The sequence below is a fragment of the Paenibacillus amylolyticus genome (assembly GCF_047302515.1).
Taxonomy (GTDB): Bacteria; Bacillota; Bacilli; order Paenibacillales; family Paenibacillaceae; genus Paenibacillus; species Paenibacillus amylolyticus_G.
The window spans coordinates 1,229,531-1,245,077 of the sequence record NZ_CP168019.1 but is presented as its reverse complement, the minus strand read 5'-3'; the positions used below and the strand labels follow the sequence as shown (position 1 = coordinate 1,245,077).

Below are 15,547 nucleotides of genomic sequence, written 5' to 3'. Positions count from 1 at the left end.
TTACACTCCATTTTATTCGTCGTTATCATCATCTTTCGAAGAAAGACGATGGGCGACCGTCTCAGGCTGAACTGCAGACAAAATGACATGATCGCTATCCGTAATAATTACGGCACGAGTACGTCTTCCGTACGTTGCATCAATCAGCATGTGACGATCTCTTGCCTCTTGTATAATTCTCTTGATCGGCGCCGATTCCGGACTCACGATGGATATAATCCGGTTCGCCGATACGATGTTACCGAATCCAATGTTAATGAGTTTGATTGCCATAATCAGGTTCTTCCCCCTATACATGCGACTCTTTTGCCGAAATGTGGCCGTTCATTCGATATTCGCAGCTTGCTCACGAATCTTCTCCAGCTCCGCCTTCATCTCGACAACACGATTCACCAGAGCCAAATGGTTGGCTTTTGATCCAATCGTATTGACTTCCCGATTCATCTCTTGAATTAGAAAGTCCAACTTACGACCTACGGGCTCATCACTCTTCAGCAGTTCCCTGCTCTGTCCAAAGTGACTCTGTAGACGCGTAAGCTCCTCTTCTATGTTAGAACGATCGGCAAACATTGCAATTTCCATACCCAATTTATGCTCATCAAAAGGGAAAGAGCCTTCTTCCTGCATTTCCGTAAGCCTTTGTCTTAGCTTGTTGCGGTAATCACTTACCACAGTCGGTGCAAGATCAAGCATCTCGGTATGCAGTGACTCCAGACGGGTAATCCGCCGTTCCAGATCACTGGCCAGATGAAGACCCTCGCGAGCGCGCATCTGTTCAAGGCTGGACAGAGCCTCTTTCAATCCTTCCTGCAGAACTCGCTCCCATTCGCCCTTCTGCTCTTCGGGAATGGAACTTGTCCCATCCGAATGAACCATGACGTCCGGCAGCCCAAGCATATCCACAATACTTGGTTTGCCCTGCAATCCATATTGGGTCTCCAGTTGCTCTGCAGCCTGCAGATAGGCCCTGACCGTCTGTTCATTCAGAACAGCGGGAAGAACCTGGTCTTCCTCTTTTTCTTTCATTACATAAACATCAATCCGCCCACGTTTCAAACGACTCTGTACGATCTTCCTCAAACAGTCTTCATAATACGTCCACTCTCTTGGCAGACGCATCATCACTTCGCAATAACGATGATTAACAGATTTGATCTCTAATTGTACCTTATAGCCGCCAAAATGAAAGGCGGATTGACCGTATCCGGTCATACTGAATGACATCGGCATCACATCCGTTTTACTATTGTAATTGATTATTAGGGTTGAAACAAGTAGGACATTGATGCTCCGACTTCTCCCATACGTATTGAGTCAGTTCGGCCGTCATGCCGTAGAACATAAACGGTGTCATAAGATAGATCCCTTTGAAATGTGCTGTTGCTACGTCCAGCAATTCCTTGGCAATTTTTACCCCCATCGCACGGCCTTCTTCGCCTTCCAGACCGGCCATACGGGAACGCACTTCATCCGAGAGCTGAATTCCGGGAACCTCGTTGTGCAAATACTCTGCATTCCGTCCACTCGCCAGCGGCATTACACCTACAAAAATGGGCACATCCAGATGTTTGGTCGCTTCGTGCATTGCTACAATCAACTCAGGATCATAGATCGGTTGTGTCATGATGTAATCAGCGCCAGAGGCAATTTTCTTCTCCAGACGTTGTACAGCTTTCTCCAAATATTTCACATTAGGATTAAATGCCGCTCCGATGACAAAACCAGCTCTTTGCTTCAGCGGTTTACCTGAGAAAGCCACTCCATCGTTCAACTGTTTGATCATGCGTATAATTTCAAAAGAAGTCAGATCGTATACCGAGCTTGAACCCGGCAGATCACCGAATCTTGCAGGATCTCCTGTAACAGCCAATACATGATTAATGCCCAGAGCATCAAAACCCATCATGTGGGACTGTGTTCCAATTAGGTTCCGGTCACGGCAGGCAATGTGCACAAGTGGACGAAGGCCCGTGCGATCCTGAACGAGGTGACCCAGCGCCATGTTGCTCATCCGTGTAACCGCGAGTGAGTTATCGGCCAGTGTCAGGGCATCGGCTCCTGCTGCTTTTAATGTCTCGGCACCTTTCATGAACTTGGCAATGTCCAAGTCACGTGGCGGGTCAAGTTCAACAATGACCGTGTGACGCTGCTTGACCAGATCAACGATTGTAGGCTGTCCTCCACGTCCGGAACGCTCATCCACATTTTCATGCAACACGATGCGCGGTTTGGATTCTGACGGATCAGGCTCCAGAATGGGCGAAGGCACATAGTCAGCAAGCGCCTCTTTCATAGCGGTAATATGATCAGGTGTCGTACCACAGCAACCACCGATAATACGAGCACCCAGTTCAGCAAATTGCACTGCCGTCTGACCAAAGTACTCCGGAGTCGCACCATAACGGAACTGACCATCCACATAATCTGCGGCACCCGCGTTCGGGTAGACGGACATTGGAATACCAATTCGTCCCGAGACGGTTTCCATGGCACGCATAATCCCGTTTGGACCTGAGCGACAGTTAAAACCAATTACATCCGCACCCTGCTCCCGCATAATCCGGAAGGCTTCAGGCATTGTATATCCGTCCAGTGTGTGTCCTACATCCTCAACCGCGAACTGTCCAATCACGGGCAGATCACTTAGCTTGCGCGCTTGCAAAAGGGCAATATCCATTTCCTCGATATCATAGAAGGTCTCAAGCAAAATGCCATCTACGCCTTCATCAAGCAGTGCAGAGATCTGTTGTTGATAAAAGCGTTTCAGTTCACTCGTTGACACGTTCGTCCGCTTGCCACCTCGAATGGAACCAACTGCACCAAGCACATAACCGATATCTCCAGCTACCTCTTTGGCAATGCGTACGCCGGCACGGTTCACGTCCTCCACCTTGGACTCCAGACCGAACTTGGACAACTTGTCGTAATTGGCAGAATACGTATTTGTTTCAAATATTTCTGTACCTGCATCCCGATAACGGCGATGTACATCCGCCACCACTTCAGGTGAAATCAAGTTTAATTCTTCATATGAAATCCCTACCGGGAACCCCATTTGGTACAGAAATGTTCCCATGGCCCCATCTCCAACGAGAACCCGTTCCTGCATAACTTTGCGCAAATCCGCCTTCATCCCATTTCCCCCCGCCTAGCTGTGATCATTTACATACTAATGTAACACAAAAAACGCTAAAAAACGAAGAAAAACACAGGTTTTTGATGAGTATCCAGCTCATATGGACTTTCTTGCCATACAGCCCCCAATATGTCTCTGTACAGGAGACACGACCTGTCCTTTTTGACAAAAAAAGAGGCCCGCAGGCCTCTTTGGTTAAACCTTCCACTTTTTATGAAGTGATTCCCTTAAAAACAACTTCAGCAGGTCCAGTCATGTACACATGATTGTCAGCTTCATTCCACTCAATGTGGAGATCCCCACCCTTGAGGCTGATGACTGCTGTACGATCTGTATGTCCATTCAGGACAGAGGATACCAGTGTTGCACAAGCTCCGGTTCCACAAGCTAGTGTTGGGCCCGCTCCGCGTTCCCATACACGCATGTCCACATATCCACGGTCACGAACTGTGGCAAATTCCACATTGATTTTTTTTGGAAACATCGGATGCACTTCAAGAAGTGGGCCCCAAGTAGTGAGGTCAAAATTCACAGCGTCATCTACATAGATAACCGCATGTGGGTTACCCATGGATACGGCAGTGAATTTGAACGCATGTCCATTTGCTTCAATGTAGTGATCAACCACTGGGTTGGCATCCACCGTAGTAGGTACTTGAAGGCCATTCAGGATTGGTTCTCCCATATCCACACGAACCGTTTCCACTTTACCATCACGAATGTTGAGACTTACAGGTTGTACCCCTGCACCAATCGTTTCAATGGTGATCTGCTCCTGGTTCACGTGACCATGATCGTATACGTATTTGGATACACAGCGAATGGCATTACCGCACTGCTCTGCTTCCGAACCGTCCGAATTCATGATACGCATCTGAAAGTCCGCCTTCTTCGAAGGCAGTATATAAACCAGGCCGTCCGCACCGATGCCAAAGAAACGGTTGCACCATTTCACAGCCAATTCTGCTGCATCTGCCGGAAGCTCCTTTTCACCAAATACAACGATAAAATCGTTACCAAGTCCATGCATTTTCGTAAATTCCATAATCTTGCCCACTCCTTTTGGCAGTCTGCTGCCAAAGCTATATTCTTGCTCTTCTACAGGATTACCATAGAAATTCATATTCAACATTTACACAAAAAAGCTATCCTACAAAATGCCAAAGCTGCCGCTTCGAATCATTTTGAGGATAGCATACCGAAATAGGTAAGGAAAAGGTATTGATTTTATGCTGAAAACTTTGTACTTTTCGGTACGAAGCGGCCAGAACCACCCATACGGCGGCGGTTACGACGACCACCCCACACGCTGCCTGCGCCCATAAGGAACGTTGGAATGCCCGCAGCAACGATACAGATCGCCCATTCACGCAAACCAAGCGGTACCGTTTTGAAGATCGGCTGCAACGGCTCAACGTACATCACAACCAGCATCAGTACAACCGATGAAATAACCGCAAGAACCAGATATTTGTTCTGTAAAGGATTCCGGTGGAAGATCGACCGCGAACTACGGCAGTCAAAGACATGAATAAGCTGCGCCAAAACGAGTGTAGCAAAAGCCACAGACTGTGCCTTGATCAGTTGACCCGGGTTATCCGGTGCAGCCTGTAGGGTAAGCCAGAACGCTCCGAGTGTGCATAATCCAATCAACACACCCCGGCTGACGATTTTCCAACCCAGTCTGCGGGCAAAAATGTTTTCCTTGGCTCCACGGGGTTTGTGTTCCATCAAATCTTTTTCCGGCTGATCTACCCCGAGCGCCATTGCAGGCAAACCATCCGTAACGAGGTTAACCCACAGAATCTGTATAGGTACGAGTGGCAGTGGTAACCCCATCATCATCGCAAAGAACATTGTCAATATTTCGCCCACGTTTGATGCCAGCAAATAACGGATAAACTTGCGAATGTTCTCATAAATATTACGGCCTTCTTCAATGGCAGCCACAATGGTTGAGAAGTTATCATCACTCAGAATCAGCGCCGAAGCTTCCTTCGTGACATCTGTACCCGTAATGCCCATCGCGATCCCGATGTCTGCCGCTTTAATAGCTGGAGCATCATTGACTCCATCACCCGTCATGGCGACGACATGCCCTTTGCGCTGTAACGATTTCACGATGCGAAGTTTGTGTTCAGGAGACACTCTTGAGAAAACATATATGCCCTCTACCTGTTTATCCAGTTGCTCGTCTGTCATGCCTGCCAGTTGCTGACCACTTAACGAAGCCCCTCCACGTGGAAGAATCCCGAGTTGATGCGCAATGGCTTCTGCCGTTGTTCCATGATCACCTGTGATCATGACAGTTCGTATCCCCGCCTTGCGGCATGTCGCAATCGCATCTCGCACTTCACGACGCGGTGGATCAATCATACCCGCAAGTCCTACGAAGACAAGTTGACTTTCGGCGGCGTGTTCGTCAGCCACTTTTTCTTCCGGCCGCACTTCACGGTAGGCCATTCCGAGGACACGCAGTGCTGCTCCAGCCATGCTCTCGTTAGCTGCCATCACTTTCTGCCGCAGTGTTCCAGTGAAAGGTACGACCTTGCCTTCCCACAAAATATAACTACAGTGTCCGATCAACACATCCGGGGCACCTTTGGTATAGATCATTCGGCCTCCCTGATGATGAACCAGGACCGACATGCGTTTTCGCTCCGAATCAAACGGGAATTCCTGCTGGCGGGCATACAACTCTTTGAGTCCGGCAGGAGTAAGCCCCATTTTGGAAGCCAGTGTGACGAGTGCTCCTTCCGTCGGATCGCCTTTCAGCTCCCAGAATACATTGTCTCGTTGAACGGTTTCTTCTTGGAGGTCACCTTTTTTCGTGTTTTTCTTGCTTTCCTTTTTGGTATCCTTGCCCTTTTTCTTGCTCCCCACCTCGCTTGCAGCACTTTCCACAATACTCGCATTGTTGCAAAGCGCGCTGATCTGAAGCATTCTGCGCAGGGACTGGTCACTCTTCAGTTCCACCGTACGACCGTTCTCCAGCATCTGCCCTTCAGGTGCATAACCATCCCCGGTAACCTTGATGTTACGTCCCTCCAACCACACATCCGTTACCGTCATCTTGTTCTGGGTGAGCGTGCCAGTCTTATCCGAACAGATTACGGATGCACAACCAAGAGTTTCGACGGAAGGCAGTTTGCGTACAATGGCTTTACGTTTGATCATACGCTGCACGCCTAGTGCAAGTGCAATGGTTACAATTGCCGGCAGACCCTCCGGTATGGCAGCCACCGCGAGGCTGACCCCTGCCAGAAACATGCCAACGGCTGGTTGTCCGTGCAATATCCCTGCGACGACAACCATAATGGTTAATCCCAATGCGACAAAAATCAGAATTTTGCCCAATTGCTCCAGCCTGTGCTGTAACGGTGTTTCTTGCTCCTCCGTATTCTGGATCAGATCGGCAATTTTGCCCATCTCGGTCTCCATCCCCGTACGGATAACCACACCTTTGGCTGTGCCACGAGTGACCATGGTACCCATAAAACCAATATTCTTCTGATCACCCAGCGGAACGTCCTCGTCCGCAATCGGAAGGCAATGTTTGCTTACAGGAACCGATTCCCCGGTAAGTGCCGACTCCTCGACATCCAGACTGTTCGTTTGCAACCAGCGCACATCAGCGGGTATACGGTCCCCACTCTCCACCATGATAATATCCCCGGGGACAAGTTGTTTGGCGGCAAGGTGTACTTCCTGGCCTGAACGAAGCACTTTGGCAAGAGGTGCAGACAACTGTTTCAATGCACGAAGAGATCGTTCAGCCCGGAATTCCTGTACAAACCCCAGAATTGCATTCAGTACGATAATAGCCACAATCGTTACCGCATCCAGATACTCACCCAGTAATCCGGATACCAACGTTGCTCCCATCAACACCAGCACCATAAAATCCTTGAACTGATTCAAGAGCAATGTAATCGGAGAAATGCGTTTCCCCTCGCTCAGTTCATTCGAACCGACCACTTTCCTCTTCTCTGCTACGGCTTCATCCGTCAATCCTTCCTGCGGGCTGACGCCAAGAGTGTTACGAAGCTCTTCATCACTAAGTTGATGCCACTTGGTATGTTCCATGCTTCAAGTTTCCCTCCCAGTCTGTATTTCATCTGCAAAATAAGCTCACATGACTCACCGGCGCGCTGGTCGACAGGCTGTACACTATGCCGGACAAACTACCTGCTCTATATGTATTCGGACAGGTCTGTGATTAGCACCCGGAAGGTGAATCCTTTCCCTGATGGACAGAATAGGCTAAAATAAAAGTCTGCGATGTTCTGCGCAGTACCAATTCCAGCGTTCAACAGGCAAGCAACGAAGAATCTGCAGCCAGTCCTTGTTTTTTTACATACCTGGTTGCAGTTTCAGTTATATAGATGAAGCATTTGGCATGATAAATGCAGATGCTCGATAGAGAGAGGAAGTGGAAAAAATGGCATTGGACGGCATTGTAACACGGGCCATTGTTCATGAACTGCAAGGCTGCATTGGTGGACGTATCAGCAAAATTCATCAGCCGAATGGCCATGACGTAGTTCTCACCCTGCGTGCTCAGCGCGGAAATAGTAAATTGCTTGTTTCGGCAAGCCCAACCTATCCCCGTGTGCATTATACGGAAAAGACATTCCTTAACCCTACGGAAGCACCCATGTTCTGCATGTTGCTCCGCAAGCACTGTGAAGGTGCCATCATTGAGGAGATCCGTCAGATTGGCATGGAGCGTATTATCCACATCAATGTGCGCCAGCGCGACGAACTGGGGGATGTTTCAGTTAAACGGATCATCATTGAATTGATGGGGCGTCACAGTAATATTATTTTGCTTGATCCCGTTACAGGAACGATTCTGGATGGCATTCATCATGTGACTCCGTCCATCAGCAGTTACCGGGTAATCATGCCTGGATTCGCGTATACTGCCCCACCCGAGCAACATAAAAGTAATCCGCTCGAAGTGAGTCGTACAGCATTCGAGGACAGCTATCATGCCGCTGAGGAAGATGCATCACGCTGGCTTGTGAACTCCTTTAGCGGTCTTAGCCCGTTAATTGCGGGAGAGATTGCTGCACGTGGGATTGCTGCTGAAGGCCCAGTGAGCACTCAGGCTGTGGTGGAGGGTGAGAGCCAAGTTGAGGCTGGTGCACTCTGGAACGCTTTTGAAGCCGTGATGGGGCCTGTCAGAGATCATATCTACACGCCTGTAACCGGAATGAACGCCAAAGGCAAAATGATTTTCTCGGCCGTTCATCTTCAGAGCATTCAGGACGTGGAGAAAACCTATGACACGATGAGCAAGTGCATGGAAGATTATTACGGAGACAAGGCTGAACGGGACACGGTAAAACAAAGAGTAAGTGATCTACTCCGTTTTCTGCAGAATGAGCGAAGCAAAAACATCAAAAAGCTGGACAACTTGAACAAGGACCTTCTGGAAGCGGATGATGCGGACAAGTTCAGACTATGGGGTGAGTTGCTGTTTGCCTCCCTGCATCAGGTCCACAAAGGGGACAAGAGCGTGGAGCTTGTGAACTTCTACGATGAAGACCAAGCCAACATTACCATTCAGCTTGATCCGCTGCTTACACCATCTGACAACGCACAACGTTATTTCAAGCGGTATAACAAATACAAGAACAGTCTGGCTGTCATTCATGAGCAGCTTGGCAAAACCAAAGACGAGATTGACTATCTCGATAACCTGTTACAGCAGCTCTCTATTGCATCGATGAACGACATTGAGGAAATACGGGACGAGCTTGTGCAGCAAGGATACCTTCGTGACCGCAATAAAAAGGGTAAAAAGAAGAAGAAAAGTGACCGTCCAACCGTACACCAGTTCACCTCTTCGGAGGGGATTGACATTCTTGTGGGCAAAAACAACCTGCAGAATGAGTACGTGACCAACCGTCTTGCTTCTTCCAACGACACCTGGCTGCATACCAAAGACATTCCAGGTTCACATGTCGTTATTCGCAGTACGGACTTTGGTGAAGCTACATTGGAAGAAGCAGCACAGCTTGCTGCCTATTTCAGCCAAGCCAAGGAGTCCAGCAGTGTGCCTGTGGATTACACGTTTATCCGTCATGTGCGCAAACCAAGTGGTGCGAAGCCAGGTTTTGTGATCTATGATCATCAGAAGACGTTGTTTGTCACGCCAAATGATGAATTGATCAAGAGTCTGCCATCCACGATTAAAAATGGATAAGGCTATATAAGTTGAACTAAATATTATTTACACTGACACTACGATGACAGAACAACCTTCCAATCGCTGTTATCCCCAGATTTTTTGATTCCCTTTTCTCAAGGGAAAATCCGGTGATAAAGGCGCACGCTACGCTTTTTCAGGTTTTTTCTGTCCTCTCCGTTATCGTGTAAATGATTAGTTCAAATTATATAGATGTAACAGTAACAAAGACAGAATCCCCTGACCATTAACGGTTCAGGGGATTTTTGTTATTGCATTATATGTTTGAGTAATAGGTGAAGCTCAGCTTATTTATCATTTTATTGAGTATTAATTCATTTATATGTATAATAATTCAATTCTAAGAAATATAAATTACTGTTAAGGAAGTGTACCATGACCGTAGATATCAGAGAAACTCAACCTAATGATCTGAAACCCTTGATGGCATTAATGCATGACTATGTGGTGGGATTCTACAACAACCCCTGGCCTGGTGATCAATCCATCCAGCTTTTGATAAACAACCTGCTTAATCAGCAGATCGGTGCTCAATTCGTGGCAGAAGAGGACGGGAAGCTTATCGGATTTTCTACCCTGTTCTTTACATACAGCACGATGAAAGCAGAACGTGTCGCCATCATGAATGACCTATTTGTTACGGAAACATTCAGAGAAGGCGAAGCAGAAGCCAAATTATTTGCACACTGTCAGCAATATACGCGTGACCATGGATGTGCATATATGTCTTGGATCACAGCAGTGACCAATGAGCGAGCACAGCAATTATTCGAACGTCTCGGGGCTACACGTGGCGCTTGGGTAAACTATTCCATTACATAGACTCTTTTGAGAACAAAAAAAGGGACATGCAAACATGAAGGTTCAGCCCTATCATGCTTGCATGTCCTTTACTCCTTCGATCTTAAATGTATCCAGTAATACAAAATTCATTATAGTCAGATAGAGCGTTGCAACGTCTCGCTTACTCTCCCCTTTGCTGTGAAGCAGCTGCCTTCAGCCTTTCCAACACATCAACCGTTACGGTCTTGCTACCAAGATCCCCGTGGAAAACAACACCTTGCCGTTTGCCATGATAATCAGAGCCACCTGTTTCAATGAGGTCGTATTCCTTGGCCAGCTTACCATACCTGCGTTCCTCTTCCGGACCATGGTCCGAATGAAACACCTCAATGCCATCCGGAAGGGCGTCTTCAATGATGCGACGTACCAATTCATCATCATTATAGAGACCCGGATGGGCAATCACAGCGGCTCCACCTGCGGCTCTGATCCACTTGCACGCATCCTCTGGTGCAACGCGGGGTACAGATACAAAACCTGGCTTGCCTTCAGCAAGATACTGATCAAATGCATCCCGCATGTCAACAGCGTAGCCTTTTTTCACCAGCACATCAGCCATATGAGGTCTGCCAATACTCTCATCCGGCTCTAACGGTCGTCCCAGCTCATCCAGTACCTCCTGCCAGCTTATATCAAGCCCGAGTTCCTGCAGCTTGGCGATAATCAGATGATTCCGCTCATCTCGCGCTTCTCGTAATCCGGCCAACCGTTGCAGGAATATCTCATCCTCCGTATTAACGTAATAGCCCAGTACATGAATATCTTTGCCGCCAGCCCGGGTGCTGATCTCCACTCCGGCAACAACATTAATATCGTACTCTTTTCCCGCTTGCTGTGCTTCCGCTACACCAGCTACTGTATCATGGTCTGTTAGGGCAACCGCAGATAGCCCTTTTTGTTTGGCAAGCTTCACATTATCAGCAGGTGGCTGCATTCCATCGGAAGCCTGACTATGCGTATGAAGATCACAGCGTCCTTGGCGCTGATCCATGATCAACAGCTCCTTTGTGTAAAATTGATTATGATTCAATCTTATCTATCATTGATGCCGCCAACTATTATGCCTTCCCCGTCTTAAGTACCGACTTAGGCTGCTCCTGCTGACGCAGATAATTCAGGAAAGCGACTGCTGACAGGGGCAACAAGGACGATTTTAGATGGATGGCATAGAACTGCCTTTTGAATTCGAGTCCGCGGATATCCACAATATGAACAAGTCCCAGAGCCAGTTCATGCTGCACCGAAGAAGGAGATAACATCGTAATACCTACCCCTGCCTCTACGGCCGATTTTACCGCTCCTGTACTGCCAAGTTCCATCACAACATTCATATCCTGTGGATCAATTTTTTTCTTTTGCAATTGGTCTTCCATCACCTGACGAGTACCCGAGCCCTTCTCACGCAGCACAAAAGGATAATTCATTACATCCTCAATATTCACTTTGCTACGCTTAGCCAGATCATGCCCGGCAGGTACAATCAGTTTCAGCTCATCCTGCATGACAGGCTCCACAATCATGTCCGGGTGGTGCACTGGCGCTTCAATCAGACCAAAATTAAGCTGGTGCTTCAATATATCATCCATAATTTGCGTTGTATTCATTACTTTCATGACAATTGAAATATCCGGATATTGAAGTGCAAATGGTCCGAGCATGCGTGGAAGCACATATTCCCCGATCGTTAAGCTGGCTCCCAGCTGGAGTCTGCCCTGTAACATCTGAGTAAACGCCGACATCGCTTCATCCGTCTGTCTGACCAACTCTACACTCCGTTTCGCATGAGGTAATAAAGTTCGGCCAGCCTCGGATAATTCTATTTTTTTGGTGGAACGATGCAATAACTTGGAGCCAAAATAGTCCTCCAATGATTGAATCTGCATCGTTACTGCCGGTTGAGTCATATGTAATGCTTGTGCAGCCGCCGAGAAACTCCCCTTCTCTGCTACCGTATAAAAAATATGCAATTGGTGAAAATTCATATCTTCGCCCCTCTTCGATTACACTCTCTACATTGTAGCCGATTTCCCGCTTGGCAACAAAAAAAAGCATGCAGCTTGTCTGCATGCGATAATCCTTGAATCTATGATTTCAACATATTGAATCTACTCAACTTACTTATGCTTACGGCTATTTTTGACCAACGTCATTCTTCTTGAATGTCTTAACCATGAATAATATGACTTCAGGTCCCTCAACTCAATGGTCTCCGACATACGTCCCAGAAACGTAACTACAATCATTTTGTGCAGCGGGTTGCCAGCAATATCATATTCTCCTTCTAGTTCGGAAAATTCGGCGACCACCACCAGATCCTCATCAATCAGGTAGACGTCCTGTTCATTACGGTAGTATGGTGTTATACGGTCCTGCTTCAGACACTCCCATAACCACGCCGCAATATGGTCATCATCACTACGTGCAGGCTCAATACGGTCTGCATACCGCATCTTGGCATGATGGGTAATGACGATGTCGGCCACTTTCTTGTCTCCAAGAGCCACGAAAAACGGCTCGTAGGTGCTCCAACGTTGCATCACCTTATCACGCATGGGAATCACTCTCCACCAGATAGGACTTTCTATCTATTTATTACCAAATATATTACAACATTAGTCCCGCAACCTCAAGGCGTAAGTTTAACTTTTTTTCACAATAGCCAATTTGTGTATAATTCAAGAAAAGAGCGACCCCAAAGGGTCCCTCCAGTTTCTCGTCTATATTCCGTAAAAGCTCGTTTTGTCCATCGTTTTGCTGGCATACTCGGTTTTGATCTCATTACGATACGAGCGTTCGATCTTGCGCACATAGGAAAGTCGCTTCACATTTTTCATCGTATCATCTGCCCGTTCTGCATTAACATACATGACTACATAATGCATACGGCGGGAGATATAATGCACGGTGCCATATTTTTCGAGATTACGGGCAGCCTTCAAATCACTGACCCAAATAATGAATCCTGTCCTTTCCGCAAACATCATCGTTCCCCGCCCTTCTATAATGATGACTTAACTGCAACCACACTTGCCGCCACTACCGCAGCCGCCCTTCGGATTCGGGTCATTGCTCGGTACCTTAATGGTCGTTGACACTGCAAATGCAATGGTCTCTGACATCTGGAATAACATATCATCCAGGGACTTCTCTGCCTGTTTGAAGCGGATTACCGCCTCGAAATTTTCCAACTCCTGTTCCAGAGCCTTCACCTGGTCTTTTGCTGCATGATAATCCGGGTGAAAATGACCGAAACGCTGTGTTTCTTCAAACAATTCCTTCTTGGCATTCAGCTTCCGAATCCCCATCTGAATCTCAGGGGTAGTCTCGACTTGCTGCTTCCAATATAAATAATCCGATACTTCGGCAGATTGGTTAATCATGTCGCCCAGTTCATATGCGCCCGTTAACACTTGGGCCATATCGACCGTGTTCATTTCCGCTACGCTCATGAAATATTCATCCTATCTATATATAAAGTTCTACTTAACGTAGACTACCTCATCATAGCATATCCATGAATAGTTAAGAAGAGTTTTTCCTGCAATTAGAAATAGGGGGAACTCGAAGATTCGCCTTTCAACCTGATATTCATATGAAATAGTCAGGTTGTGACATCATCTGGCAGGATAAGACGCATTGTATCCCACTCTGACGGGGAGAATGTACGCCATTCCGTCTCTGATGTATTTTCACTTGAATCCAACATGCACCAACCGCTTAAAGTCCATTGTTCATGACCCTCTACCTGATGTGGAATGAGGTATTGCGTACGATTTTCCTGTTGTATCCCCAGCTTGGTCTGCCACTCAATGGCTTTGGCAGCAATCTGCCGGGCGGTTGAACTATGATATCGACGCCACTCCTTATACCAGGTCTCCGGTATCTCCTCAAATCCCAACAGAGAGAACTTCTTCTCAATGACAGAATGATCACGCTCCAACCCATGCAGAGAAGCAGGAACATCAACCAGACCTAGATTATCGGGAGTGTAGAACGAAGAATATACACCGCTCAACATATCCTTTTCTAATAACTTCGGATCATCTGCGGAGCCTGTACTTGCCTCCATTACCTTCATACTCCGAATTACAGTCAACGGTGCAGCATCCGCCTCCTTGCCCCAATCTGCTAACGCAATCCGTACATTCTCTGGTATGCCTGTCAGCGCATATTGATCCAGAAACTCTATCACTTCATGTAATGCATACCCTCTGGCTATGGCCGAAATGAATCGTTCTCTTGTCAAACGGTAGATGGACATTCGATCACGCGTCACCCGTTCTGCGTATTGCTCCAGCATCCAGATTACATCAGGCCCTGCTTCCGGCGGTACCAACACTTCGAAATCAGGCTGCATGTAAAATCCACACGGCTCCGTCTCACTTACCATCTCTTGTTCTTGATATAACAGGCTCTGCGGTTCGATCAGCCAGCGGAATGCCAGCGCTCCCGACTGATCTCCTCCTACTTCACCATAACCCCAGCCAGCTAGTGCGCAGAGCCAGCCCCTGATACGTGGGTTCAATTCCGAATTCTCTATATGGCACCATATGTTTCTTTCTGGAGCAAACACTGCCAATTGATAACGGAAATGCTGCAACGCGGGTTCAGCTTCTCCGTATCTTTCCATACACGCTTGATATATTTCCCGCTGCATCTGTCTCCACGAGAGCTTCAACCATGTTTGTAATCGATGATCTACAATCTGAATTTGGCCATCTGACTTTTGAACGAGATTTAGACTGAGCAGTAGATCGAGAAGGATAGCTACGTGGGTCGGATACAAATCCGAATGTTCATATCGGATGCCCAGATCTTCAAAGTCTGTCGAAGATAATACCGTGATCACACTTAATTTTTTAACACTTTTCTTATGTATAGTGCCCTTCCCTGTCAAAGGAAGTCCTTCTCTTTCGATCCACGCGATCAGATGAAGCAGCTCTGCAGCAATATCCGGCTTTCCCTCCTGTAGTACATGAGCAAGCTGTGCCATCTGTTTAACGGTTATGCCCACTTTTTGTGCGTAAGCAATCGTCAATGTGTCCATCAACGAAGCAGAAATATAGAATAATTGCTCCCCCCAACTCTTATATACAGATTCAATCCATCTTTGCTGCCTAAGGTTGGCGAATGAAAAATTGGCTTCTGCGACACTTAGTCCTTCGATGGCCCACTGTTCTCGCGGCAGGAGGGAGGAAAAAGGCTGACCGGCATATTTGTGAAAAATTGCACCAAGCACTTTTTGTTCCACCGAAGCAAGCTTTGACCATGAATCAAGGTTCAGTACCACAGGCTCATCTATTGGTTCAAATGAAGACATATCCCAATCCCTCCTCTTTTCGCGAGTATAA

The 15,547-nt window shown here is 47.3% G+C and carries 13 protein-coding genes; 2 read left to right on the top strand and 11 right to left on the bottom strand.

The features are described 5' to 3' along the window. Window positions 1-12: 12 nt before the first annotated feature. The 5 genes from remA to ACDJ59_RS05435 all read right to left on the bottom strand — a co-directional run bounded on the left by remA (window position 13) and on the right by ACDJ59_RS05435 (window position 7,222). Window positions 13-273 carry an extracellular matrix/biofilm regulator RemA gene (remA, locus tag ACDJ59_RS05455; protein ID WP_006209218.1) on the bottom strand — a complete coding sequence of 87 codons (261 nt, stop codon included), beginning with the start codon at window positions 271-273 and terminating at the stop codon, window positions 13-15. A gap of 51 nt (window positions 274-324) precedes the next feature. Further along, complete coding sequence (locus ACDJ59_RS05450) at window positions 325-1,224, bottom strand: YicC/YloC family endoribonuclease (protein ID WP_413407902.1); 900 nt, start codon at window positions 1,222-1,224, stop codon at window positions 325-327. A gap of 19 nt (window positions 1,225-1,243) precedes the next feature. Further along, window positions 1,244-3,133 (bottom strand): bifunctional homocysteine S-methyltransferase/methylenetetrahydrofolate reductase, encoded by a 1,890-nt coding sequence (locus tag ACDJ59_RS05445; protein WP_413407901.1) that lies wholly within the window; start codon window positions 3,131-3,133, stop codon window positions 1,244-1,246. A gap of 214 nt (window positions 3,134-3,347) precedes the next feature. Beyond that, window positions 3,348-4,181 (bottom strand): diaminopimelate epimerase, encoded by an 834-nt coding sequence (dapF, locus tag ACDJ59_RS05440; protein WP_413407899.1) that lies wholly within the window; start codon window positions 4,179-4,181, stop codon window positions 3,348-3,350. Between the two features lie 182 nt (window positions 4,182-4,363). Further along, complete coding sequence (locus tag ACDJ59_RS05435) at window positions 4,364-7,222, bottom strand: calcium-translocating P-type ATPase, SERCA-type (protein WP_413407898.1); 2,859 nt, start codon at window positions 7,220-7,222, stop codon at window positions 4,364-4,366. 355 nt (window positions 7,223-7,577) lie between these two features. Here ACDJ59_RS05435 and ACDJ59_RS05430 point away from each other — a divergent pair, with 355 nt between their 5' ends. Further along, window positions 7,578-9,350 carry an NFACT family protein gene (locus ACDJ59_RS05430; RefSeq protein ID WP_413409727.1) on the top strand — a complete coding sequence of 591 codons (1,773 nt, stop codon included), beginning with the start codon at window positions 7,578-7,580 and terminating at the stop codon, window positions 9,348-9,350. Between the two features lie 378 nt (window positions 9,351-9,728). Beyond that, window positions 9,729-10,175: an N-acetyltransferase family protein gene (locus ACDJ59_RS05425; RefSeq protein ID WP_413407897.1), complete on the top strand. Its 447-nt coding sequence runs from the start codon at window positions 9,729-9,731 to the stop codon at window positions 10,173-10,175. 142 nt (window positions 10,176-10,317) lie between these two features. Here ACDJ59_RS05425 and ACDJ59_RS05420 read toward each other — a convergent pair whose 3' ends face one another. The 6 genes from ACDJ59_RS05420 to ACDJ59_RS05395 form a co-directional block, all read right to left on the bottom strand. After that, entirely contained in the window at window positions 10,318-11,187 is an 870-nt protein-coding gene (locus ACDJ59_RS05420) for a PHP domain-containing protein (RefSeq protein ID WP_413407896.1), read from the bottom strand. A 67-nt stretch (window positions 11,188-11,254) separates the two neighbouring features. Further along, window positions 11,255-12,178, bottom strand: coding sequence for a selenium metabolism-associated LysR family transcriptional regulator (locus ACDJ59_RS05415; protein WP_413407895.1), 924 nt, complete (start codon window positions 12,176-12,178; stop codon window positions 11,255-11,257). 132 nt (window positions 12,179-12,310) lie between these two features. Beyond that, window positions 12,311-12,748, bottom strand: a complete 438-nt coding sequence (locus ACDJ59_RS05410; protein WP_017687436.1) for a hypothetical protein — start codon at window positions 12,746-12,748, stop codon at window positions 12,311-12,313. A 165-nt stretch (window positions 12,749-12,913) separates the two neighbouring features. After that, entirely contained in the window at window positions 12,914-13,177 is a 264-nt protein-coding gene (locus ACDJ59_RS05405; protein ID WP_026080981.1) for a YlbG family protein, read from the bottom strand. Between the two features lie 30 nt (window positions 13,178-13,207). Next, window positions 13,208-13,645: a YlbF family regulator gene (locus tag ACDJ59_RS05400; protein ID WP_036614642.1), complete on the bottom strand. Its 438-nt coding sequence runs from the start codon at window positions 13,643-13,645 to the stop codon at window positions 13,208-13,210. A 152-nt stretch (window positions 13,646-13,797) separates the two neighbouring features. Further along, window positions 13,798-15,516, bottom strand: a complete 1,719-nt coding sequence (locus ACDJ59_RS05395; protein WP_413407894.1) for a helicase-associated domain-containing protein — start codon at window positions 15,514-15,516, stop codon at window positions 13,798-13,800. Between the last annotated feature and the right edge of the window lie 31 nt (window positions 15,517-15,547).

Coding starts and splice junctions, on each gene's coding strand:
- ACDJ59_RS05450 (WP_413407902.1), bottom strand. CDS start 1,224: ATGTCATTCAGTATGACCGGATACGGTCAATCCGCCTTTCATTTTGGC.
- ACDJ59_RS05425 (WP_413407897.1), top strand. CDS start 9,729: ATGACCGTAGATATCAGAGAAACTCAACCTAATGATCTGAAACCCTTG.
- ACDJ59_RS05420 (WP_413407896.1), bottom strand. CDS start 11,187: ATGGATCAGCGCCAAGGACGCTGTGATCTTCATACGCATAGTCAGGCT.
- ACDJ59_RS05430 (WP_413409727.1), top strand. CDS start 7,578: ATGGCATTGGACGGCATTGTAACACGGGCCATTGTTCATGAACTGCAA.
- ACDJ59_RS05415 (WP_413407895.1), bottom strand. CDS start 12,178: ATGAATTTTCACCAATTGCATATTTTTTATACGGTAGCAGAGAAGGGG.
- ACDJ59_RS05400 (WP_036614642.1), bottom strand. CDS start 13,645: ATGAGCGTAGCGGAAATGAACACGGTCGATATGGCCCAAGTGTTAACG.
- ACDJ59_RS05445 (WP_413407901.1), bottom strand. CDS start 3,133: ATGAAGGCGGATTTGCGCAAAGTTATGCAGGAACGGGTTCTCGTTGGA.
- dapF (WP_413407899.1), bottom strand. CDS start 4,181: ATGGAATTTACGAAAATGCATGGACTTGGTAACGATTTTATCGTTGTA.
- ACDJ59_RS05395 (WP_413407894.1), bottom strand. CDS start 15,516: ATGTCTTCATTTGAACCAATAGATGAGCCTGTGGTACTGAACCTTGAT.
- ACDJ59_RS05410 (WP_017687436.1), bottom strand. CDS start 12,748: ATGCGTGATAAGGTGATGCAACGTTGGAGCACCTACGAGCCGTTTTTC.
- remA (WP_006209218.1), bottom strand. CDS start 273: ATGGCAATCAAACTCATTAACATTGGATTCGGTAACATCGTATCGGCG.
- ACDJ59_RS05405 (WP_026080981.1), bottom strand. CDS start 13,177: ATGTTTGCGGAAAGGACAGGATTCATTATTTGGGTCAGTGATTTGAAG.
- ACDJ59_RS05435 (WP_413407898.1), bottom strand. CDS start 7,222: ATGGAACATACCAAGTGGCATCAACTTAGTGATGAAGAGCTTCGTAAC.